Annotated in this window: 21 protein-coding genes; 16 read left to right on the top strand and 5 right to left on the bottom strand. The window is 63.2% G+C overall.

What is annotated here, in order from left to right; all coding sequences use genetic code 11:
* The first annotated feature begins 57 nt into the window (after window positions 1–57).
* Window positions 58–384, top strand: a complete 327-nt coding sequence (locus tag AYK65_RS11010; RefSeq protein ID WP_081158339.1) for a TfoX/Sxy family protein — start codon at window positions 58–60, stop codon at window positions 382–384.
* A 62-nt stretch (window positions 385–446) separates the two neighbouring features.
* Here AYK65_RS11010 and AYK65_RS11005 read toward each other — a convergent pair whose 3' ends face one another.
* The 5 genes from AYK65_RS11005 to AYK65_RS10985 all read right to left on the bottom strand — a co-directional run bounded on the left by AYK65_RS11005 (window position 447) and on the right by AYK65_RS10985 (window position 5,314).
* Window positions 447–1,208 (bottom strand): SDR family NAD(P)-dependent oxidoreductase, encoded by a 762-nt coding sequence (locus AYK65_RS11005; protein ID WP_026617850.1) that lies wholly within the window; start codon window positions 1,206–1,208, stop codon window positions 447–449.
* Window positions 1,209–1,212: 4 nt separating this feature from the next.
* Window positions 1,213–2,031 (bottom strand): ABC transporter permease, encoded by an 819-nt coding sequence (locus tag AYK65_RS11000; RefSeq protein ID WP_081158338.1) that lies wholly within the window; start codon window positions 2,029–2,031, stop codon window positions 1,213–1,215.
* The gene (locus AYK65_RS10995) at window positions 2,031–2,897 is read right to left on the bottom strand and encodes an ABC transporter permease (RefSeq protein WP_046118833.1); all 867 of its coding nucleotides are present in this window, start codon (window positions 2,895–2,897) and stop codon (window positions 2,031–2,033) included. Before AYK65_RS10995 ends, AYK65_RS11000 begins: the two co-directional genes overlap by 1 nt.
* Before the next feature lie 132 nt (window positions 2,898–3,029).
* Window positions 3,030–4,190: a polyamine ABC transporter substrate-binding protein gene (locus AYK65_RS10990; RefSeq protein ID WP_081158337.1), complete on the bottom strand. Its 1,161-nt coding sequence runs from the start codon at window positions 4,188–4,190 to the stop codon at window positions 3,030–3,032.
* Window positions 4,191–4,240: 50 nt separating this feature from the next.
* On the bottom strand, window positions 4,241–5,314 hold the full coding sequence (locus AYK65_RS10985) for an ABC transporter ATP-binding protein (protein WP_081158336.1): 1,074 nt from the start codon (window positions 5,312–5,314) through the stop codon (window positions 4,241–4,243).
* 180 nt (window positions 5,315–5,494) lie between these two features.
* Here AYK65_RS10985 and AYK65_RS10980 point away from each other — a divergent pair, with 180 nt between their 5' ends.
* From AYK65_RS10980 to AYK65_RS10910, 15 genes are all read left to right on the top strand, one after another.
* Window positions 5,495–6,298 (top strand): helix-turn-helix transcriptional regulator, encoded by an 804-nt coding sequence (locus tag AYK65_RS10980; protein ID WP_081158335.1) that lies wholly within the window; start codon window positions 5,495–5,497, stop codon window positions 6,296–6,298.
* Window positions 6,299–6,598: 300 nt separating this feature from the next.
* Complete coding sequence (locus AYK65_RS10975) at window positions 6,599–7,558, top strand: sugar-binding transcriptional regulator (protein ID WP_026617844.1); 960 nt, start codon at window positions 6,599–6,601, stop codon at window positions 7,556–7,558.
* A gap of 120 nt (window positions 7,559–7,678) precedes the next feature.
* A complete protein-coding gene (locus AYK65_RS10970) occupies window positions 7,679–9,124 on the top strand; it encodes an ABC transporter substrate-binding protein (RefSeq protein ID WP_026617843.1) in 1,446 nt (481 codons plus the stop codon).
* A gap of 138 nt (window positions 9,125–9,262) precedes the next feature.
* Window positions 9,263–10,186: a carbohydrate ABC transporter permease gene (locus tag AYK65_RS10965; RefSeq protein ID WP_026617842.1), complete on the top strand. Its 924-nt coding sequence runs from the start codon at window positions 9,263–9,265 to the stop codon at window positions 10,184–10,186.
* 10 nt (window positions 10,187–10,196) lie between these two features.
* Window positions 10,197–11,054 (top strand): carbohydrate ABC transporter permease, encoded by an 858-nt coding sequence (locus tag AYK65_RS10960; protein WP_026617841.1) that lies wholly within the window; start codon window positions 10,197–10,199, stop codon window positions 11,052–11,054.
* A gap of 6 nt (window positions 11,055–11,060) precedes the next feature.
* Window positions 11,061–12,179, top strand: a complete 1,119-nt coding sequence (locus AYK65_RS10955) for an ABC transporter ATP-binding protein (protein ID WP_081158334.1) — start codon at window positions 11,061–11,063, stop codon at window positions 12,177–12,179.
* On the top strand, window positions 12,176–13,300 hold the full coding sequence (locus tag AYK65_RS10950; protein WP_026617839.1) for an ABC transporter ATP-binding protein: 1,125 nt from the start codon (window positions 12,176–12,178) through the stop codon (window positions 13,298–13,300). Before AYK65_RS10955 ends, AYK65_RS10950 begins: the two co-directional genes overlap by 4 nt.
* Window positions 13,300–14,877, top strand: coding sequence for an FGGY-family carbohydrate kinase (locus AYK65_RS10945; protein WP_081158333.1), 1,578 nt, complete (start codon window positions 13,300–13,302; stop codon window positions 14,875–14,877). The genes AYK65_RS10950 and AYK65_RS10945 overlap by 1 nt, the downstream gene beginning before the upstream one ends.
* On the top strand, window positions 14,874–15,911 hold the full coding sequence (locus AYK65_RS10940; protein WP_026617837.1) for a 2-hydroxyacid dehydrogenase: 1,038 nt from the start codon (window positions 14,874–14,876) through the stop codon (window positions 15,909–15,911). The genes AYK65_RS10945 and AYK65_RS10940 overlap by 4 nt, the downstream gene beginning before the upstream one ends.
* Before the next feature lie 9 nt (window positions 15,912–15,920).
* Window positions 15,921–16,592, top strand: coding sequence for a class II aldolase/adducin family protein (locus AYK65_RS10935; protein ID WP_081158332.1), 672 nt, complete (start codon window positions 15,921–15,923; stop codon window positions 16,590–16,592).
* The gene (locus tag AYK65_RS10930; protein ID WP_139015901.1) at window positions 16,589–18,130 is read left to right on the top strand and encodes a glycerol-3-phosphate dehydrogenase; all 1,542 of its coding nucleotides are present in this window, start codon (window positions 16,589–16,591) and stop codon (window positions 18,128–18,130) included. The genes AYK65_RS10935 and AYK65_RS10930 overlap by 4 nt, the downstream gene beginning before the upstream one ends.
* Before the next feature lie 14 nt (window positions 18,131–18,144).
* Complete coding sequence (locus tag AYK65_RS10925) at window positions 18,145–19,200, top strand: class II aldolase/adducin family protein (protein ID WP_026617834.1); 1,056 nt, start codon at window positions 18,145–18,147, stop codon at window positions 19,198–19,200.
* A complete protein-coding gene (locus AYK65_RS10920) occupies window positions 19,197–20,480 on the top strand; it encodes an FGGY-family carbohydrate kinase (protein ID WP_046118837.1) in 1,284 nt (427 codons plus the stop codon). Before AYK65_RS10925 ends, AYK65_RS10920 begins: the two co-directional genes overlap by 4 nt.
* Entirely contained in the window at window positions 20,477–21,322 is an 846-nt protein-coding gene (locus tag AYK65_RS10915) for a TIGR01459 family HAD-type hydrolase (protein ID WP_046118838.1), read from the top strand. Before AYK65_RS10920 ends, AYK65_RS10915 begins: the two co-directional genes overlap by 4 nt.
* A 14-nt stretch (window positions 21,323–21,336) precedes the next feature.
* Window positions 21,337–22,263 carry a sugar phosphate isomerase/epimerase family protein gene (locus tag AYK65_RS10910; protein WP_026617831.1) on the top strand — a complete coding sequence of 309 codons (927 nt, stop codon included), beginning with the start codon at window positions 21,337–21,339 and terminating at the stop codon, window positions 22,261–22,263.
* The last annotated feature ends 88 nt before the right edge of the window (window positions 22,264–22,351 follow it).

Here is a 22,351-nt window from a genome sequence, read left to right as displayed (position 1 = left end):
ACTCGGCTCTTTCGGAAAATGATTCAGCTGCGAGCCTTGGAAGAGCGAGGAAAATCGATGCGCGATAAGGGGCTTGAGGAGTTGGTCAGGCAGGAACTCGGCGATCAGCCGGGGCTTTCCGAGAAGCCGATGTTCGGCGGCCTGGCCTTTCTCGTCAACGGCAACCTCCTCTGCGGCGCGCGCGAGGACGGTATGCTGGTGAGGCTGGGCAAGGGCAATGACGGTTGGGCGCTGGAGCTGCCAGGCGTCGTCCAGATGGTGATGGGCGAGCGCCGAATGCATGGCTGGGTGCGCGCCGGCGCGAAAACCTATGGCGACGACGCCCTGCGCAGAAGCCTCATTGAGGCGGCGCTCAGCTATGCGCTGTCGCTTCCGCCGAAGTGACGAGGACGGCTTTGCTCTCTCATCCGCTTTCGAAAACTGGGTGGAGGCGATACCTCGCCGTGTCAGACGACCGTCTCGCCGCCGTCGACCACGAGGATCTGGCCGGTCATGTAGGACGAGCGATCGGAGACGAGGTACAGGATCGACTCGGCGATTTCGTCGACGCTGGCCCAGCGGCCGAGCGGCACTCTCTCGCGGATATAAGCCTCGATGGCGCTTCGCCCGCCCATCTGGGCGATGAAGGGCTCGTTGAAGGGTGTATCGACCCAGCCCGGGCAGAGGGCATTCACGCGCACGCCGTATTTCGCGTAGTCGCCGGCCATCTGCCGGGTCATGGCGATGACCGCATGCTTTGTGGTCGTGTAGGCGATCATCTCCCGATCATAGAGTACACCGGAGGACGAGGAGGTGTTGACGATCACGCCGCGGCGCGCCGCCTTCATCGACGGCACCACCAGGCGGGCGGCCATGAAATGGGCGCGGACATTGAGGCTCCAGGATCGGTCGAAACCCGCCACCTCGACCGTCTCGAGGTCGCCCGCGACCTGCGCGCCGGCATGATTGTGCAGGATGTCGATGCGGCCGTGCCGGTAAAGGACGTCGGAAATGCCGTGCGACAGGGCGTCGTCATCCGTGACGTCGATCGCGAGCGCCTCGGCACTGCCGCCCTTGGCGGCAATCGCAGCGACGGTATCGTTCGCGGCGGTCGCGCTGCGGTCGACGACCACCACATGAGCGCCTTCGCGCGCCATGATGGCGGCACCCCCCTGGCCGATCCCGGAGCCTGCTCCGGTCACGATCGCGATCCGGTCTTTGAGGATCATGGTTTCACTCCCCGGATTTGCTTTTCTTTTCGCGCATGAGCACCCGTGCGGTCAGGATCAGGAGCAACGAGGCGACCAGCACGAGCGTCGCGATGGCGTTGATCTCCGGCGTCACGCCGCGGCGAATCGAGGCGAAGACATAAATCGGCAGGGTCGTCTTCGAGCCGGCGACAAAAAAGGCGATGATGAAATCGTCGAAGGAGAAGGTGAAGGCGAGCAGAAAGCCCGCGAGAATCGACGGCAGAATCTGCGGTAGCACGATCAACCGGAAGGTGGTGAGCGGCGTCGCATAAAGATCGCTCGAGGCCTCAACGATGTCGCGGCCGAGGCTCGCGATGCGCGCCTTGACGATCATCGCGACGAGCGCCATCGAGAAGAGCCCGTGAGCGGCAATGATCGAGCCATAACCGAGCCCGAGCCGCGGCGGCTGATCGCCAGGCCAGAGGGCTGCAATTGTCGGATTGACGAAGGAGAATACCGCGACGAGCGCGACCAGCGTCGCAATGCCGATCACGACGCCGGGTACGACAATCGCTGCCGCGAAGAGTGCATCGAAGAGCGCGCGCATGCGGGAGCTCAACCGCTCCATGCCAAGCGCGGCCATGGTGCCGAAAACCGCGGCAAGTGCGGCGCTCGTAAAGGCGATGATCAGGCTGTTTTGGAGCGCCGAGACAAGAAAGGTGTTACTCAGCGCCTTGGCATACCATGCGGTCGAAAAGCCGGTGAACTCGCTCGCATTGCGGCCCGCATTGAAGGAGAAGAGCACGACCAGTGCGATCGGTGCATAGAGGAAGAGGTAGACGGAGGAGATGAAGGCGCGCATCAGACGAGATCCACCTGTCTTGTTCCGGCGACCCTCCAGGCGATCCGCATCGCTACCATCAGAACAACGACGACAACAGCGACGAGAGTGACGGCGATGGCCGAGCCGAAAGGCCAGTTGCGCGATTGCAGGAAGAGGTCGACGAGCGCGTTGCCGATGAAGAAGACCTTGCCGCCGCCCAAGAGCTGCGGGATCAGATATTCGCCGAGTAGCAGGATGGTGACGAGCGCGACACCGGTCATGACCCCCGGCAGCGACAGCGGCAGCGTGACGCCGAAAAAGGTCGAGACGGGCTTCGCGCCGAGATCGGCGGAGGCCTCCAGCAGCCGGCGGTCGAGTCTTTCGAGGCTCACATAGATCGGCATGATCATCAGCGGCAGATAACCGTAGACAATGCCGAGCAGCACGGCCCCGGGCGTGTTCAGCATGCGGACGTCCTCGATGCCGATCATCGACAGGAGATTGGGAATGCCGCGCGAGCCGAGAATGTACATCCAGGCATAGGTGCGCACGAGCAGACTCGTCCAGAAGGGCACCACGACGAGAGAGACGAGGATGAGGCGGTAGCGCGGGTTCGCCTTAACGGCCAGATAGTAGGCGACTGGATAGGCCACGATCAGGCAGAGCAGGGCACCCGTCGGCGCCAGGAGCAGCGTATTCCAGAAGGCGGCGGCACGCGTCGGCAGGTTGGCGAACTGAGCGAAGGTGAAGGCCACCTGGTATCCGCCTTCGGGCGCCCGCTCGCCGAAGGCGAAGACAAGCATGGCGATGAAGGGGAGGACCAGGAAGACGGTCAGCCACGCGGCCGCCGGCGCAACCAGCGCCGCCGTCACCAGGTTCCTCTTCGTGTTCATTGCCGCGCGCATGGAGTTGGTCCGTCAGAATGCAGGCTCAAGATCCGCCCCTCATCCGGCCTGCGGGCCACCTTCTCCCCGTCAAAAACGGGGAGAGGGTCGCGGCAGCGGGACGAGGGGCAAATTTTGCCACCGAGCCGAAAATCAAGCTGCCTTGAACCGCGCCATAAGCTCGGCGCGGCCGGGATCCGTCAGCGTCACGGCAGCGCCGAATTCGAGCGGGGTCAGCGCGGCCTCGTCCGGATAGACGATCTTGTTGGACGTCACTTCCGCCGGCAGCAGCTTCATGACCCGGCTGTCGGTCGTCGGCGCCCCGTTGGCGATGTGCTCCTTGACGGCGTTTTCAGGCGCCATCAGGTAGTTGAGCAGTGCATATCCAGCCGCTTTGTTGGCCGCACTGTTCGGGATCGCGTAGAAGTCCGACCAGATCTCGCCGCCGTCCTTGCCGAGTACGAACTTGATTTCCGGCATATCGCGGTTGAGCTGGGCACCGTCATTGGTCCAGCACATCGTCATCCAGGCGTCGGTCGCCCGCATTGCTGGCTGGTAGTCGCTGTTGATCGCGTAGAGATGCGGCTTCACCTTGATCAGGAGCTCTTCGGCCTTGGCGAGTTCTTCGGGCTTGACCGAGTTGAAAGAAAAGCCGAGCGAGACCAGGGCATTGCCGATGGTGGTGAGCTGATAGTCGTGCACCATAGTGCGGCCGTCGGCCTCGGTCATCGCGACCTCGAAGAAGTCCTTCCAGCTCGCTACCGGCGTCTTGATCTTGCTGGAGTTCACCGCGATGCCGGTCGTTCCCCAGTTCTTCGGCACGGCATAGGTCTTGCCGTCGACGATGCCTTCATTGGTGAAGCGCGGGTTCTCGGTCGAGGCGTCGTACTTCGGCAGTTTCGCCATATCGAGTTCGTCGATGAGGCCGAGCTTCACATAGGTGGAGATCGTGTAGTTGGTGGGCACGAAGAGGTCCCAGCCGGTACCGCCGGCCTGCAGCTTCGCCAGCATCTCCTCGTTCGAGCCGAAGACGTTGACTTCGACGGCAACACCTGTCGCGGCCGTGAAGGCCTCGAAGGTGGCGGGATCATGATAGTTCGGCCAGGTCGCGATCGACATCTGCGTGCCGAGCTCCTCGGCGAATGCGGTCGAATTGAAGAGACCAGGCTGGCGCGCGAGTACGGCCGTCGCCAGGCCGAGACCGGTGACGCCGAGGAAATGGCGGCGGGTAACCGAGCCGCGCTTCAGGCGCATCAACTCGTCGGCGAGCCTGTCCGCGGTAATCGGGGCATTGTCTCTGTACCACTTGGTCATAATGCTGTTCCCTTATCGTTGATGTGCATTGATTGCGGCAGACCGGTCGTTCAGGCCGGGAAGACATGCATTGCGTTCGGATCGAAGTTGAGCCCGATCCGTTCACCGGGCTCGGCAAGTTCGCTTTCATTGCGCCGGTCGGCAGTGACGAGGAAATCACCAAGGCCCTCGACTTCGACCGAGTATTCTACGGTAGAACCCAGAAACATGCGGTGTGTCACCGTCCCCTGCAGTGTTGCAGTGCCATTTCGGACGAGGCTGATCGCTTCCGGCCGCACGGCGACCATGGCAGCCCCGACCGTGCCGTTGGCGCGCGCAGGTTTTGAAAGACCGACGCCGTTGGCAAGCCGCACCGAGCCTGCGCCCGGTTCGATCGTGGCGGCGATGCGGTTGGTCTTGCCGACGAAATCGGCGACGAACAGACTTGCCGGGCGATCGTAGATCTCCTGCGGCGGTCCCATCTGCACGACGCGGCCGGTGCTCATGACGCAGACGAGATCGCTCATCGAAAGCGCCTCTTCCTGATCGTGTGTGACGAGGAGGAAGGTGATGCCGAGCTCGCGCTGCAGGCTCTGAAGCTCGATCTGCATGGCGGTGCGCAGCTTCTTGTCGAGCGCCGCGAGCGGCTCGTCGAGGAGCAGCACCTTCGGCTTGTTGACGATGGCGCGGGCGAGCGCCACGCGCTGCTGCTGGCCGCCGGACATCTCGTGGATACGGCGCTTGCCGAAGCCGCCGAGGCGAACCATTTCGAGCGCCTCCTGCGTGCGGCGCACGATCTCGGCGGTGGCGGCGCGCGGGCGCATCTGCTTCAAGCCATAGGCGACGTTCTGCTCGACATCGAGATGCGGGAAGAGGGCATATTGCTGGAAGACCATGTTGACTGGCCGGCGGTAGGCCGGCACGCCGTTCATCGGCTGGCCGCCGATATAGACCATGCCCTCGCTCGGTTGTTCGAAGCCCCCGATCATGCGCAGGCATGTGGTCTTACCGCAGCCGGAAGGTCCAAGCAGCGCCACGAAGGCACCCTGCGGCACCGCGAGGTTGATGTCCGACACGGCCGTCACGCTGCCATAGCGTTTGGCGACCGAACGGAATTCGATGTCGTTCGTCGAAGCGGATGTCACGTCTGTTCCCTGCGGTTGTTTTTGGAATCGCTCGCGGTTTTGCGCCGGCGCTTCCCACCGTCATTGTCAGGTAGCCTAGTCAAAGGTTACCGAGCCGGTATATACCCCAAGAGAGGTATTTCACCGCAGATTGCCTCGTGGAAGGAGTATACCCTGCAACAGTAGCGGCGGGGGAACGGTTTGGTCATCGACCTCGAGAGACTTTTTCAAGCCTTGTCGCCGCTGATCAGCGGCGCGCCTATGGACGACCAGGCGGTCGGCAGCACCTTCCGGCTGCTGGTGTCGACCCTGATGAGCTTTGACTACGTCGTCGTCTTCGCCTATCGAGGCAAGGAGCGGCCGATCGATCTCTACAGCACCTTCGACGCCAAGGACCACGTGCTCTTCGTGAGCCTCTATCAGGCCGGACCCTATCTGCTCGACCCGTTCTACCACGCCGCATGCGCGCCGAAGCCCGGCGTGTGGCGGATGCGGGAACTCGCGCCCGACCGTTTCTTCTCCAGCGAATATTATCGCACCTATTATGTCCAGACAGGGCTTGCCGAAGAGGTGGGCTTTTTCGTTCCGGTCAGGGACCAGGTCACCGTGGTGCTTTCGCTCATGCGGCGTGAGGCGACCGGCGCGTTCAGCGGGGTGGAATTTGCCTTGCTCAGGAAGGTGGAGCCGCTGGTTGCGGCACTGGTTCGTCATCATTGGGGCGAGCTCGACCGCCGCTTCGACGCGGCGCTCGCGAGAACCGGACGAACCCGGCGCAAGGCTGTGCATCCGCCGGCCGACGGCGTCTGGCAGCACCTCAATCTGACCGAGCGCGAGGCAGCGATCATCGAACTCGTGCTCCAGGGGCATTCATCCGAATCGATCGGATTGAAGCTCGGTATCTCGACCGGCACGGTCAAAGTCCACCGCCGCAACGTTTATCGCAAGCTCGGCATCTCCTCGCAGACGCAACTGCTCTCGCTTTACATCAAGAATCTCGGCCACTGACACCGTGAGCCGGTCTCATTCTCGAGAGAAACCCGAACCACCGGTTCAGGGCGGCCGAAGCCGCGATTCCGCTGATCCGAGCCCCGTAACTCGACAAATCCGCCAAGCTTTTGAAATCACGTGTTCTTTTCTGACCCGTAGCCGCGAAGCTGCTGCCGCCGGACAAAGGAGGCGGCTTTTTTGCGGAGGCGCAACCATGTCGCGCTTGACAATTTTTTCATGCCGTGAAAATTATTTCATATCTGATAAAAATTTCATGCGCCGCAAAATTTTTCATGCAGCGCAGCATGGGTGGAGACGATGGCATTCATCGGGGGAATGGCAGTCCGCGACGACGAGGCGAGCATGGCGACGCGCGCGGCGTGGCTGCATTACGCCGGTGGATTGACTCAGGCGGAGGTCGCCAAGCGTCTCGGTCTCACGTCGCTCAAAGCGCACCGGCTGATCATGAAGGCGAACCAGGAAGGTCTGGTGAAGGTCTATATCGACGGCGACGTCTCCGAATGCGTCGAGCTGGAGCAGAGGCTTTCAAGCCGATACGGCCTCGACTATTGCGAGGTTGTTCCCGATTTCGACAGCGACGACCTGCCGCTGAAGGCGCTCGGGATCTCGGGCGCACAATTCCTGAGGCGCGAGATCGAACGCGGCGAAACGGCGCTGATCGGCGTCGGCCATGGGCGTACGCTCGCGGCCTGCGTCGAATACCTGCCGCGCACTCCAGGCAACAACACCCGCTTCGTCTCCTTGCTCGGCGGTCTCACCCGCAAATTCTCCGCCAATCCGCATGACGTGATCCATCGCCTGGCGGAACGCACCGGCGCCGAGGCCTTTGTGATGCCGGTGCCTTTCTTCGCCAACACGGTGGAGGACCGCGACGTTCTTTTCAGCCAGCGCGGCGTACGCGAAGTTTTCGATCTCGCGAAATCGGCCGATCTTCTGATGGTCGGCATCGGCACGGCGGAGCGTGAGGCGTCGCTGGTGGCGACCGGCATGATCGAGATGAGCGAGATCGAGGAAATCCAGAAGGGCGGCGGCATGGGCGAATTGCTCGGCCACTTCTTCGACGAGAAGGGCCGGCCGATCGAGACGGCGCTCTCCAATCGCACCTTTACACTTGGCCGCGAGGACCTGAAGAACCGCCGCGCCGTGGCGGTCGCGGGCGGAAGGATCAAGGCGCGCGCCATTCGCGCGGTGCTCGAAAGCGGATTCCTGAGCGGGCTCATTACCGACGAGCGCACCGCGCAAGCGCTCGTCGCCTGAGAATATGCGGAACCCACACGGCGGCAGAGAGCCGACGCGCGAGGTCCAGGGAGGCAATACCGGTTGGGGTAGCCGGCCAGCTCAGTCGAGCAGTTCTACCCTTAGTGGAGGAGAGAACAGATGTACGATAAGGAGAAAGACCTCATTAGCGCATTCCTGCGCGGAGAGGTGGACCGTCGCGGCCTGTTGAAAGGTCTCGGCGCGGCAGGCTTGACGGCAGGCACCGCCGGCACCCTGTTCAACATGATGTCGACGCAGGCGCTCGCAGCCGATTTCGACTGGAAGGCGCATTCGGGCAAATCGCTGAAGCTGCTTCTGAACAAGCACCCCTATGCCGATGCGATGATTGCAAATCTTCAGACCTTCAAGGATCTGACCGGCATCGAAGTCACCTATGACGTCTTCCCCGAGGACGTCTATTTCGACAAGGTGACGGCGGCGCTCTCATCGAGCTCGTCGGAGTACGATGCCTTCATGACCGGCGCCTATATGACCTGGACCTATGGTCCGGCCGGCTGGATCACCGACCTCAACGAATGGATCAAGGATCCGTCGAAGACCAACCCGCAATATGGGTGGGACGACTTCCTGCCGGGCGTCAAGGCATCCTGCGCCTGGAATGGCCAGCCGGGCGGGGCGCTCGGTTCGGAAGATGCCAAGCAGTGGTGCATTCCGTGGGGCTACGAGCAGAACAACCTCTCCTATAACAAGGAGATGTTCGACAAGGTCGGGGTCAGCGTTCCGAAGAACCTCGATGAGCTTCTGGTAACTGCAGCGAAGCTCACCAAGGATGTCGGTGGCGGTGTCTACGGCATCGGCGTGCGCGGCTCGCGCTCCTGGGCGACGATCCATCCGGGCTTCCTTTCCGGCTATGCCAATTTCGGCCAGAAGGATCTGAACGTCTCGGCCGACGGCAAGCTTTCTGCCGCGATGAACACGCCGGAATCGAAGGCCTTCCACGCCAAATGGGTGCAGATGATTCAGGAAAGCGGTCCGAAGGACTGGTCGACCTATACCTGGTATCAGGTCGGCACCGACCTCGGCGCCGGCGCTTCCGCCATGATCTACGACGCCGATATCCTCGGCTATTTCATGAACGGCGGCGACAACAAGATGGCGGGCAAGCTCGCTTACGCGCCTTTCGCCGCCAATCCGGCCGCCACCGCGCCAACGCCGAACATCTGGATCTGGTCGCTGTCGATGTCCAACTTCTCCAAGGACAAGGACGCGACCTGGTATTTCCTGCAATGGGCAACCGGTCTGGAGCACGCGATCTTCGGTGCGACGAAGATGGACTTCGTCAACCCGGTCCGTGCTTCGGTCTGGAAGGACGAAATCTTCCGCGAACGGCTGAACAAGAGCTATCCGGGCTATGTGGAAATGCATGATATTTCCGCACCCGGCGCGAAGATCCACTTCACTGCCCAGCCGCTCTTCTTCGACCTCACCACCGAATGGGCAGCGACGCTGCAGAAAATGGTGGCGAAGGAGGTGCCGGTCGATGAGGGGCTCGACAAGCTCGCCGAGAGCATCAACCGGCAGCTCGCGGAAGCCGGGCTCGGTTAAGCTCGAGAGGGTGCGTCGGCTCGCCCGCGGCGGTCGGCGTATCGATAACATGCACAAGCACGAGGAGGGGGTCTGGCTGCGCCAGCCGCGGCCGACCCCTTCATGTCATCGAGACAAGCATTCCGAACGGAGCTGGCCATGGCTTCTGTGACGCAACCCGGTGCAAGGACCGGCGGATTCAGGATCAGCAAGAGGGTTCTTCCCTATGTGCTCTCCTTGCCGGCGCTTCTTGTCTGCATCGGTATCCTGATCCCGTTTTTCACGGCGGTGATCTATTCCTTCCAGCGCTACCGACTGAGCCAGCCATGGGCACGCCAGTTCAACTGGGGTGAGAACTATCTGAACTTCTTCACCGATCCCGGCTTCTGGAACACGCTGAGGATCTCGCTGGTCTATGCGGGCGTCACCGTCGGCCTAGAGCTCTTGCTCGGGCTCGGGATCGCGCTGCTCCTGCAACGGCGTACGACGGTCAACAACTTCATCTCGATCATGCTGCTTCTGCCGCTGATGACGGCGCCGGCGCTCGCCGCGCTGATGTGGAAGCTGATGACCAATCCCGGCTTCGGAATTCTTAGCTACTTCGCGAGCCTTGTCGGTCTTGAGAATTTCCGCTGGGCCTCGTCGCCAGATACGGCGTTGCTCACAGTCGTGCTCGTCGACATCTGGGTCTACACGCCATTTATCATGATCCTGCTTCTCGCTGGACTGCGCTCGCTGCCGACGCAGCCCTTCGAAGCGGCGGCGCTCGACGGCGTGCCGCGCACCTTCGTCTTCTTCCGCATCACCTTGCCGATGCTGACGCCCTACATCCTGACGGCGACGCTCTTCCGTTTGCTCGACTCAATCCAGCAATTCGATATCATCTATGCGATGACGCAGGGCGGGCCTGGCGACACGCTGACCGTCTTCCAGGTCGAGGCCTACCTCAACTTCTTCCAGTCGACCAATGTCGGGCGCTCCGCCGCGCTGCTGATCATCCTCTGGGCGATCACCTACATTCTCTCGAACGTCTTCATCAAGAACTGGCTCCGGCTGCGCGAACGCGCCCGCGGCGAGGCGTAAGGAGGTTCCCATGGAAACTATGTCTCCGCTCGAACGTATCCTGCGCGGCATCGCCCTGACTCTGGTGGTCATCTTCTTCATGTTCCCGATCGTCTGGATCTTCCTCATGTCCTTCCAGACGAACGAGACAATCCTCAGAATTCCTCCCTCGGTGATCTTCACGCCGACGCTCGACAACTATGCGGCGCTGATCACCGGCAAGCTCACGACGGCCGCTGGTACGCTCGACATCGCCTTCATGCGCAATCTCGGCAACTCGGTGTTCCTGTCGGTCGCTTCAGTAGCGCTGGCTTTGGTGCTGGGCGTTCCCGCTGCTTACGCCTTCGCACGGCACAAGTTCAGGGGATCGGAGGACATCGCTTTCACGCTGCTCTCCTTCCGCTTCGCGCCGCCGCTGCTCGTACTGTTGCCGCTGACGCAATATTTCCAGTGGCTTGGCCTCTCGAATACCTATTTCGGTCTCATCTGGGTCTACCAGCTGATTTGCCTGCCGCTCATCCTCTGGATCGTGCGCGGCTATTTCGAGGACATCTCGGCCGACGTCGAATATGCCTATCGCATCGCCGGCCATTCCTGGTTCTCGACCTTCCGCAAGATCGCCCTGCCGCTCGCCGGCCCTGGGATCGCGGCGGCCGGCCTGCTCGCCTTCATCTTCGCCTGGAACAATTTCGTCTTCGCGCTGGTGCTGGCCTCCGCCGACAAGCAGCCAGTCACCGTCGGTGCGCTCGCTTTCGTCACGGCTTCCGGCATCCAGTACGGCCAGATCGCCGCCGCGATCGTGCTCTCGATCACGCCGACGCTGGCACTCGCACTCTACGCCCAGCGCTACCTCGTCGAGGGCCTGTCGCTTGGCGCGGTGAAGGGATAATCGACAATGACCACGCTGCAATTGAAGAACATCGTCAAGCGCTACAAGAGCCAGACGGTTCTCGACGACCTGTCGCTCGAAGTCGCGGATGGCGAGCGGCTGGTGCTCTTCGGACCGTCGGGTTCCGGCAAGACCGTGCTGCTCCGGCTGATCGCCGGCGTCATCGATCCGGACGAGGGCAGGGTGCTGATCGGCGGCGAAGACATGACGGCGGTCGATGCCGAGCATCGCGGCGTCGGCATGGCTTTCCAGAACTTCGCGCTGTTCCCGCATATGAGCGCCTCCGACAATATCGCCAGTGCGCTGACCTCGCGGAAGTCTTCCAAGGAGGCGATCGCCGGAGGCGTGCAGAAAGTGGCGAAGCTGTTGAAGATAGATCATGTGCTGAGCCACCATCCAAAGGCGCTCTCGAACGGGCAGAAACAGCGTACGGCGCTCGCCCGCGCGCTCGTCGGTTCGCCGCCGCTGCTGCTGCTAGACGACCCGCTCCGCAACGTCGACGCCAAGCTGCGTTTCGAGATGCGGCTGGAACTGCCCCGGCTGCTCGCCGCCCAGGGCGCGACCGTGATCTACGTCACCCAGGACTACAAGGAAGCGATGGCACTCGGCGACCGCATCGCCGTCATGGCAGAGGGGCGCATTCGACAGATCGGCACGCCGGCGGAGATCTACAATTCACCGGCCGATATTGAGATCGCCCGCCTCTTCGGCGACCCGACCATCAACCTCCTCGATGTCGTGCCGCAACGCGGACCGGACGGCGCCTTTGTCGAACTCTCCGGCGTCCGTGTCCGCCTTCCGGGCTTCGGCGCCGAGATCGTCGGCAAGGAATGCGTCCTCGGGCTGCGTCCGGAGACGATCGCCTTCACTGAAGCCTCAACGCTCGGTGCGGTCCCGGTGACGGTCGAGGCGGAAACGCCGCTCAACGAGAAGACCGTGACGCTGGCGCTGACCGCGCGCGGTCGCGAGATTCTGGTTTCACGCCCCGCCGGCACACCCGGCCCCACCGCCGGGCCTGCACACATCGCCGTCAACGGCCGAGCGGCCTTCCTCTTCGACAGGGCGAGCGGACAGCGCATCCGGCCTTCCGAAGTCACATCCAAGCGCAACGGAGAAGCGGCATGAACGATACCGCTCTTTCGATCGATAACGTCGACAAGTTCTACGGTCCGGTCGACTACGGCGTTCACGCCGTGAAGAGGCTCAGCATGGAGGTCAAGAAGGGCGAGATCATCGCGCTTCTCGGTTCGTCCGGCTGCGGCAAGACCTCGACCCTCAGGATGATTGCCGGCTTCGAGCCCGTCTCGCGTGGCACGATCTCGCTTGGCAGCCGGCAGGTGCAAACGCTTCCGCCGGTCCGCCGCAACGTCGCCATGGCCTTTGAGGGCTATTCGCTCTATCCGCCGCTGACGGTGCGCGAGAACATCGGCTTCGCGCTGAAGGCATCGAAGCTGTCGCAAGCCGTTGTCGACGAGAAGGTCGCGAGCATCGCCAAGCTGCTCGAGATCGAGGACATCCTCGGCCGCTATCCAAGCTCGATCTCCGGCGGCCAGCAGCAGCGTGCCTCCCTCGGGCGAGCGCTGATCCGCGATGCCGCCCTGCATCTTCTCGACGAGCCGATGGGCCAGCTCGAACCGCAATTGCGTGCCGTGCTGCGCGGCCGCATCAAGCACTACATCAAGGAGCGCGGGCTCACGGCGATCCTCGTCACCCACGACCAGACCGAGGCGAACGCGCTTGCGGATCGCATCGCCGTGATGGAAGGGGGCGTGCTGCAGCAGTTCGACACGCCCAAGAAGATCAAGGAAAGGCCGGCAAATCTCTTCACCGGCACGTTCGTCGGCGAGCCGCCGATGAACGTCTTCGAGGCGAGCGTCAGCGGATCGGGCACCGGCATCCGCTTCGGTCTCAAGGACGGAGTACACCTCGACTATCACACCTCCGATTTCTCGCATCCGGTTCGGGAAGCGCTTTTGAAGCGGCAGAAAGTGGTTCTCGGCGTTCGACCCTATGCCGTTCGGCGCAGTGCCGACGGAGTCACTGGCCGCGTCGCCGTTAACCAGTGGCTTGGAGATCAAACCCACATCGCGGCCGACTTCGCCGGCGGCACGATGGTTCTCGTCGAACATGACCGGACGAGCCTCGAGATCGGTCAACCGATCGGCATCCGGCTCGAGCCATCGAGCCTGCATGTCTTCGACAGCGAGAGCGGCAATGCGATCTCGCATGGAGAGGAGCTCGCCTGATGCGCGACATCCTGATCGGCATCGATGCCGGGACGTCGGTCATCAAGTCGGTCGCCTTCGATCTCGGCGGCCGGCAGCTCGCCATGGCCGCGGTTCCGAACAGCTATGAGGCGGTGGGCCGCGCCGGTGCCGTCCAGGACCTCCGGCGCACCTGGGCGGATACAGTGAAAACCCTGGTCGAGCTCTCGGCCAGGATCGAGAACCTCCCTGGCCGTGTTGCCGCGATCGCGGTGACCGGTCAGGGGGACGGCACCTGGTTGATCGATAAGGATGGGGAGCCGGTCGGCAAGGGCTGGCTCTGGCTCGATGCGCGTGCCAGCGCGGTCGTCGAGCGGCTGCGCGGCGAGAGCGGTGACGTCGAGCGCTTCGCGCGCACCGGATCCGGGCTTGCCGCCTGCCAACAGGGGCCGCAACTGCGCTGGATGCAGGAGCATGCGCCGGAAATGCTCGAAGGTGCTGCGACCGCCTTTCACTGCAAGGACTGGCTCTACTTCAACCTCACGGACAGGCGCGCCACCGATCCCTCGGAGGCGAATTTCACCTTCGGCGATTTCCGCACGCGGCAATATTGCGACGATGTGATCGCCTTCCTTGGCCTTGAAAAACTCAAGCACCTGCTGCCGGAAATCGTCGACGGGGCGACGGCGTATCACGCCCTCTCGTCGGCCGCCGCTGCCGTGACGGGGCTGCCCGCGGGGATTCCGGTGGTGCTTGGCTATGTAGACGTCGTCTGCACCGCGCTCGGGGCGGGTCTCTACGATCCCGGAACCGACACCGGCTGCTCCATCATCGGCTCGACCGGCATGCATATGCGCCTGGCGACGAGTGCCGACGACGTGCGCCTCAACCGCGATCTCACCGGCTACACCATGTGCATGCCGATCCCGGACACCTATACGCAGATGCAGTCGAACATGGCTGCGACGCTCAACATCGACTGGATTCTGTCGCTTGCGGGCGGCGTGCTCAAGGGCATGGGGGTCGAGAAGTCCAAGAGCGATCTGCTTGCCCATGTGGATGGCTGGCTCGCCGACGCGAAGGACGCGCCGCTTCTCTTCCAGCCCTACATCTCGGAGGCGGGTGAGCGCGGCCCCTTTGTCGATGCCTCGGCTCGCGCCTCCTTCGTAGGGCTTTCGATGGCGCATGGTTTCGGCGACATGCTGCGCGCGGTCTTCGACGGCCTCGCCCTTGCCGCCCGGGATTGCTATGCCGAGATGGGGCCGCTGCCGAAATGCATTCGCCTGACGGGCGGTGCCGCCCGCAGTGCTTCTCTCCGCCGCATCCTCGGCGGTGCGCTCGGCGCCAGCGTCCAGACGAGCGAACGCGAAGAGGCGGGTGCGGCCGGGGCGGCGATGATTGCCGCCGTTTCGCTTGGCATTTATCCCTCGATGGCTGAGTGCGTCGACGATTGGGTGCGGCCGCATCATCGCACGGCAGAGCTGGCCGATGAGGATCTTGTCCGTCGCTACGACGCGCTTTTCCCAGCCTACCAGCAGTCGCGCCTCGCGCTCAGACCCGTCTGGCACGCGCTCTCCCACGCCGCCGGAACGGGAACTCCACAGGAAAGACCGCAATGAAGAAGATAGCCATTATCGGCGACCGGTTCATGCTGCCGGATGTGTTTCGCGACAAGATCGTCGAGGCCTGCGGCGATGGGCACGAGATACGGTTGCTTGAACAGCCCTGGCCGGATGTGCCGATGGAGCACGGCTATGCGGTCGAGGGCATGGACGGGCTAAAGGAATATCTTGGCAAGCCGGACGAGATCGTCCGCTTCATCGGCGACGCCGAAATCCTGGTGACCCAGCTCGCGCCGCTGTCGCGCACTATGTTGGCGGACCTGCCGAGCTTGAAGCTTGTTGCTGTGTCGCGCGGCGGTCCGGTCAATATCGACATGAAGGCCGCTCGCGATGCGGGCGTCCGCGTCGTCAACACGCCCGGTCGCAATGCGAGTGCAGTCGCCGAGTTCACCATAGGCGCCATCCTTGCCGAGACTCGGCTGATCCGCGTTGGGCATGAGGCGCTGAGGCGGGGCGAATGGCGCGGCGATCTCTATCGTGCCGATCGCACGGGGCGCGAGCTCTCTGAAATGACGGTAGGCGTCATCGGTTACGGCAATATCGGCACCAAGGTCGTCCGGCTGCTCCGCGCCTTCGGCACCAAGGTGCTCGTCCATGACCCCTATGTGCAGCTCAGCGCCGAAGACCGGAACGCCGGCGTCGAGCATGTCTCGCTCAATGAATTGCTGGAGCGCTCCGACGTGGTGACGCTGCATCCGCGCGTGACGGAAGAGACAAAGAACATAATGAACGCGGAGACTTTCGCGAAGATGAAGCCGGGGGCGATCTTCGTGAACACTGCGCGCGGGCCGCTTTGCGATTACGACGCGCTTTACGAGAATCTCATCAACGGTCATCTCGCAAGCGCCATGCTGGAGACCTTCGCGGTGGAGCCGGTGCCGGAAGAGTGGCCGCTCCTGAAGCTCCCCAATGTGACGCTGACGCCGCATATCGCCGGCGCCTCCGTGCGTACCGTCACCTATGCCGCGGAGATGGCGGCGGAAGAGGTGCGCCGCTACATCGCCGGCCTGCCGCCGGTCAATCCGTGCTGAGGTGAGGCGATGAGCGAACTTCAACTGCGCCGGTCGATCATCGACCATTGCCGCCACATGAATGCGATCGGCCTCAATCAGGGCACGTCGGGCAATATCAGTGTGCGCCACGGCGACACGATGCTGATAACGCCGTCCGCCATCCCCTATGCCGATATGACGCCGGAAATGATCGTCGCGATGCCGATCGACGGCGAGTATGGCGCCTGGTCCGGGCCCAGGAAACCGTCGGTCGAGTGGCCCTTTCACCTCGACATCATGCGGGCGCGGCCGGAAGTCTGCGCAGTTGTCCATACGCACGCGACCTTTTCGACAATCCTCGCGATCGCGGGTAAACCCATTCCCGCTTGCCACTACATGATCGCAGCCTTTGGCGGAGTCGATGTTCGCGTCGCCGATTACGCCCGCTATGGCACCAAGGCGCTTTCGGAAAATGTGCTGAAAGCGATGGAGGGGCGTTCGGCCTGTCTCATGGCCAATCACGGCATGATCGCGACCGGGCCAAGCCTCGAGAAGGCGATGTGGGCGGGGATCGAGCTCGAGACGATCGCCAAGCAGTATTACCACACGCTGTTGATCGGCGGACCGGTGATCCTGCCGGACGCAGAGATCGCCGGCGTTCTCGAGGGCTTTGCCAGCTACGGGCTGCAGGACAAGCGCGACGGTACCGCAGCTGCATGACCAGCGTGACAGGAGACAGGCACGTGAGTACCGAAACCGGGACATACGATCTTTTCGTCATCGGCGGCGGCATTAACGGCGCGGGCATTGCCCGTGACGCAGCGGGAAGGGGGCTTTCGGTCCTGCTCTGCGAAAAGGACGACCTGGCGCAGGGCACCAGTTCGCGTTCGGGCAAGCTGGTGCATGGGGGCCTGCGCTATCTGGAATACTACGAGTTCCGCCTGGTGCGCGAGGCGCTGATCGAGCGCGAGGTCCTTCTAGAGTCTGCACCGCACATCATCTGGCCGATGCGCTTCGTGCTGCCGCACAACCCCGCTGACCGGCCGGCCTGGCTCGTTCGGCTCGGGCTTTTCCTCTACGATCATCTCGGCGGCCGCAAGCGTCTTCCCGGAACACGGACGCTCGATCTGCGCACCGCACCCGAAGGCGCGCCGATCAAACCGGCCTATGGCAAGGCCTTCGAATATTCCGACTGTTGGGTCGACGACTCACGGCTTGTCGTCTTGAACGCCCTCGACGCTGGTAAGAGCGGCGCCCGAATTCTGACCCGTACCGCCTGCAGCAGCATTCGCCGCCGCGGCGATCTCTGGCATGTCGAGATGACGGATACTGAGACCGGTGCGAAGACGGAGGTCAATGCACGCTGTGTGGTCAACACCGCCGGGCCCTGGGTCAATGACGTGATCGGCCGCATAGCGGGGCTCAACTCCCGCCGCAGCGTCCGCCTCGTCAAGGGCAGCCATATCGTCGTGCCGAAGTTCTGGGAAGGAAGACAGGCCTATCTCGTCCAGAATCCCGACAAGCGCGTCATCTTCATCAATCCCTACCAGAACGACTTGGCGCTGATCGGGACCACGGACATTCCCTATGAGGGCCGGCCGGAGGACGTGGCCGCGGACCGCAACGAAATTGCCTATCTGCTCAAATCGGTGAACCGCTACTTCAAGCAGCAGCTTAGCGAAGGCGACATCCTGCACAGCTTCTCCGGCGTGCGCCCGCTTTACGACGATAATGCCGAAAACCCGTCGGCGGTGACGCGCGACTATATTTTTGAGCTCGATGGCGGCAAGGGCGAGGCCCCGCTGCTCTCGGTGTTCGGCGGCAAGATCACCACCTTTCGCAAGCTGTCCGAGCACGCGCTCGAGCGGCTGAAGCCTTTCTTTCCGAAGATGGGCCCTGCCTGGACCGCGCGCGCTCACCTCCCGGGCGGCGACATGGCGGATGCGGATTTCGACCAGTTCCTCGGCGATCTACGTGCCCGCTATCGCTGGCTGCCGGCCGATCTCGCCAAACATTACGCGCGCCTTTACGGCACGAGGACCTATGAACTCATTGACGACGCCACGTCGCTTGACGACCTCGGCACGGCCTTCGGCCCACTCTTCCGCGAGCGTGAGGCCCGCTTCCTCATCGAGACCGAATGGGCACGCACGGCGGAAGACCTCATCGAACGCCGTACCAAGCACGGCCTGCATATGAGCGAGGCGGAGAAGCGGGCCTTCAGCGGCTGGCTCGAGGGACAGCAGGCGGCGGCATGAGAAAGGAGCAGACGATGTTGCGAAGCTCCGATTTCGAGGCGCTTCTGGACCTTTCGGCGCGCGTCGGCGCTGATCCTGAACTCGTCCAGGGTGCGGGCGGCAACACCTCGATCAAGGAGGGCGGCACCCTCTGGATCAAGGCCTCGGGCCTGTGGCTTGCCCATGCCCGCATGCGCGATGTGATGGTGCCGGTCGCGCTCGATCCATTGCTCGATGCTCTCGAACGTGACGACCCGGCGGCGGAAAAGGCGCAGGATTTCGTGGTCAAGGGGCTCAATCCCTCGGGCCTCAGGCCATCGATCGAGACCACGGTTCATGCACTGATGCCGCAGAAGGTGGTAATTCATGTGCATTGCGTCGCGACCATCTCGACCGCGGTGCAGACCAATGCCGCGGCGATCGCGGCAAAAAAGCTAAGCGGGATTCCCCATGCTTTCGTTCCCTACGCCCGGCCAGGCCTGCCACTCGCCAAGGCCATCGCGGAGCGGATCGCCGCGGACACGTCGGTGCTCGTCCTCGGCAATCATGGGCTTGCCGTTGCCGCGGAGACGGTCGAGGATGCTCAAATTCTCCTTTCCGCGATCTCAGACCGCTTTGCCGGGCCCGTCCGCGAGGCTCCATCTCCCGATCTTTCAGCGCTTTCCCGCCTTGCCGTCAACAGCGCCTACCGGCTGCCCGAGGACGAGAGGCTGCATGACGCTGCGACCGATCTCGAAAGCTGCAGGATCGCCGCCGGCGGAAGCCTCTATCCCGACCATGTCATCTTCCTTGGCAAGGGGTCGGTCATTGCCGCTCCGGGAGAGAGCGCCCTCTCTCTTGAAGATCGCTTCCGCGGCGCCGGCCAGAGCCTGCCGCCGGTTCTCCTTTTCCCGGGCAAGGGAGCGCTGGTGCTCAAGGATATCTCCGCCGGGGCGCTCGCCATGGCGCGCTGCCTTTCGGATGTGACGGCGCGCATCCCCGCCGGCGCACGGCTGCGTTATCTCACTGATACGGAAAATGCCGAGCTTCTCGGCTGGGACGCGGAGAAATACCGCCAGCAGCTGAACCGGGCGGGGCAGGTGCTGCAATGAACGGACAGAGTCATCTTGTCCTCGGCGTCGACATGGGCACATCGGGAGCGCGTGCCGTTGCGATGACGGCTGCCGGCGAGATCGTCGCATCCGCTTCAGCGAAACTCGCCGCTTTTTCCGATCACCATCGTGATCCGCTCGGCTGGTGGCAAGCGGTGCAGGCGGCGCTCGAGGACACGCTTGCCGCAATCGATCCGATGCGGGTGCGCGCGATCGGCATCGACGGCACATCGGGCACAATGCTGCCGGTCGCCGCGGACGGTGCGCCCCTCGCGACGCCGCTAATGTACAACGATCCCGTCGACGATGCGGCCATTCTTGAAACCATTGCCGCCCACGCGCCGAAGGAGAGCGCCGCCCATGGCGCGACCTCGGGTCTCGCAAAGGTGCTCTCGTTTCAGTCGCTGCCCGGCGTCTTCCGTGTCATCCACCAGGCGGATTGGCTCGCCGGGCATTTCACCGGCCTCTATGACGTCAGTGACGAGAACAACGCGCTGAAGACCGGCTACGACCCAGTCGCCCGTTGCTGGCCGGATTGGCTGGCGCGGACCGGTGCGCGCGTCGATCTGCTGCCGGAGGTGTTGCCGGCAGGTGGCCCGGTGGCGACGATCTCGCCTCCGGCGGCGGAAGCCTTGGGCTTGCCGCGTGACGTCGTCGTTGTCGCGGGCACAACCGATGGCTGCGCCTCGTTCCTGGCGACTGGTGCCGACCGGCCCGGCGATGGCGTCAGCGCGCTCGGCACCACGCTCACCGTCAAGATGCTGTCCGACAAGCCGCTCTTCGCCCCGGAATACGGGCTCTATAGCCACCGGATCGGCGATATGTGGCTTGCCGGTGGCGCCTCCAATTCGGGCGGGGCAGTGCTCGCCGCGCATTTCAGTGCGGAGCGGATCGCCGAACTTTCAGCAAGGATCGATCCGAGGACCGAAACAGGCCTGGACTACTATCCGCTGACGAAGCCCGGCGAGCGGTTTCCTATAGCCGATCCTCAGCTCGCGCCGCGAATGGAGCCGCGGCCCGCGGACGACGCGGAATTCCTGCAGGCGATCCTCGAGGGGATCGCCGGTGTAGAGCGTCTCGCCTATGAACGGCTCGTCTCCCTCGGCAGCCCGGAGCTTCGCTCGGTCCGCACGGTCGGCGGCGGCGCGAAGAACACGACCTGGACGGCGATCCGCGAGCGTAAGCTCGCCGTCCCCTTCCTGCCGGCACTTTCGGAAGAGGCGGCGGCCGGCACGGCGCGCCTGGCGCTCTCCGGAGCGAGGGAGGCGGGCGTGCTATGAACGGCATCCGGACAATACCCGGCGTCTCCGCGATCGCCGGCGCTTATGATGCCTTTCTGATAGACCAGTATGGGGTGCTCCGAGACGGGCGTGGGCCCTATCCCGGTGCGCCGGAGACGCTCGTCCGTCTGAAAGAGGCCGGCAAGCGGGTCATCATTCTCTCGAACTCGGGCAAGCGCTCGATGGAAAACGACCACCGGCTGGCAGAACTCGGTTTCGAGCCAAGAAGCTGGAACTGGTTTCTGACCTCGGGGGAGGTCGCCTGGCAGATGCTCAGGCGCGAGGCTGAGACAGGAGGCAGGGTTGCGCGAAAATGCCTGCTCGTCAGTCGCGATGGTGATCTTTCTCCGCTGAAGGGGTTGGATCTTGTCCGCACCGAAAATGGCGAGGATGCCGATATTGTGCTCCTGGCGGGAAGCGAAGGCGATATTAATCCGCTGTCCTATTACGAGCATCTGCTTCGACCGGCCGCGGAGCGCGGCGTCCCATGCCTTTGCACCAACCCCGACAAGGTGATGCTGACGAAGACCGGCGACGCTTTCGGCGCGGGGCGGATCGCCGAGCTTTACGAAGAGCTTGGCGGCAAGGTGCGCTGGATCGGCAAGCCCTTTCCCGACATCTACGACTTCGCGCTCGACTTCCTCGGTCGGCCCGATCCGGCGCGGGTCTGCGCCATCGGCGATAGCGTCGAGCACGACATTGCGGGGGCGGCAGCCGTCGGGCTCGCCTCCGTCCTGGTGACGACCGGCATTCTCGAACGCCAGTCGGACGAGGAGCGCCGGCTCCTCTTCGTGGAGCATGGTGCCGCGCCCGATTTCATCCTCCCGAAATTTCTCTGGTAGCAAGGAGCCCGGCCATGGCCTTCACGCTGTCGCTCAACACCAATCCTCTCGTCAATCGTTTTGCCGAGCCGGACGACCTGATCGACACGATCGCCGAGAAGATCCGCATCGGCTATGTCCAGCTCACCCATGAATTCGTGAATCCGGGCTGGCCGGCGGCGACGATCAACAAGACGCTTCGGCAGTTCCGAGCAGCGCTTGCCCGCACCGGCTTGAAAGTCACCTCCGGCATGACCGGGCCTTACGGCCGGCTCAATCATTTCGGTCATCCCGACCCGGACGTCCGGCGCTACTATGTCGATTGGTTCAAGACTTTCGCCGATATTTCCGCCGAACTCGGCGCTTCCGGAATGGGCACGCAGTTCGCGATCTTCACGCTCAAGGACTATGACGATCCGGTGCGCCGGGAGGAGCTGGTGGCGATCGCCATCGAATGCTGGCGCGAGGTCGCCGAGCACGCCAAGGCGGCCGGGCTTTCCTACGTCTTCTGGGAGCCGATGTCGGTCGGCCGCGAATTCGGTCACACAATCGAAGAGTGCAGGGCGCTCGACCGGCGGCTGGAGGCCGCCGAACTGCCCATCCCGATGAAGGTGATGGTCGACATCGATCATGGCGACGTCACATCGCCGAACGCCGCCGATGTCGATCCCTATGCCTGGGCCGAGGCCTTTCCGCGGCAGTCCCCGATCATTCACATCAAGCAGTCGTCGATGAACAAGGGCGGCCACTGGCCCTTCACCGCGGCATACAACAAGGACGGCCGCATCACGCCGGAGCGCCTGATCGAAGCCGTAAGAAGGGGCGGCGGGACGGACAACGAGATCTGCCTCGAGCTCTCGTTCCGCGAGCGCGAGCCGACCGATCACAAGGTCGTCGAGATGATCCGGGAGTCGGTCGAGTTCTGGGAACCGTATATCGATACCGGCTTTAATCACCTCTGAAATATCACATTCAGACGTAACAAAAACTCACAATTTAAGTTGAAGTATCACATCTTCATGTTATCTTCTCCGTGGTGGCGCGGAGGCA

It is taken from the genome of Ensifer aridi, assembly GCF_002078505.1.
Taxonomy (GTDB): domain Bacteria; phylum Pseudomonadota; class Alphaproteobacteria; order Rhizobiales; family Rhizobiaceae; genus Sinorhizobium; species Sinorhizobium aridi.
Note: the sequence above shows the minus strand (reverse complement) of the source record. Positions and strands in the feature narration are given on the sequence as shown.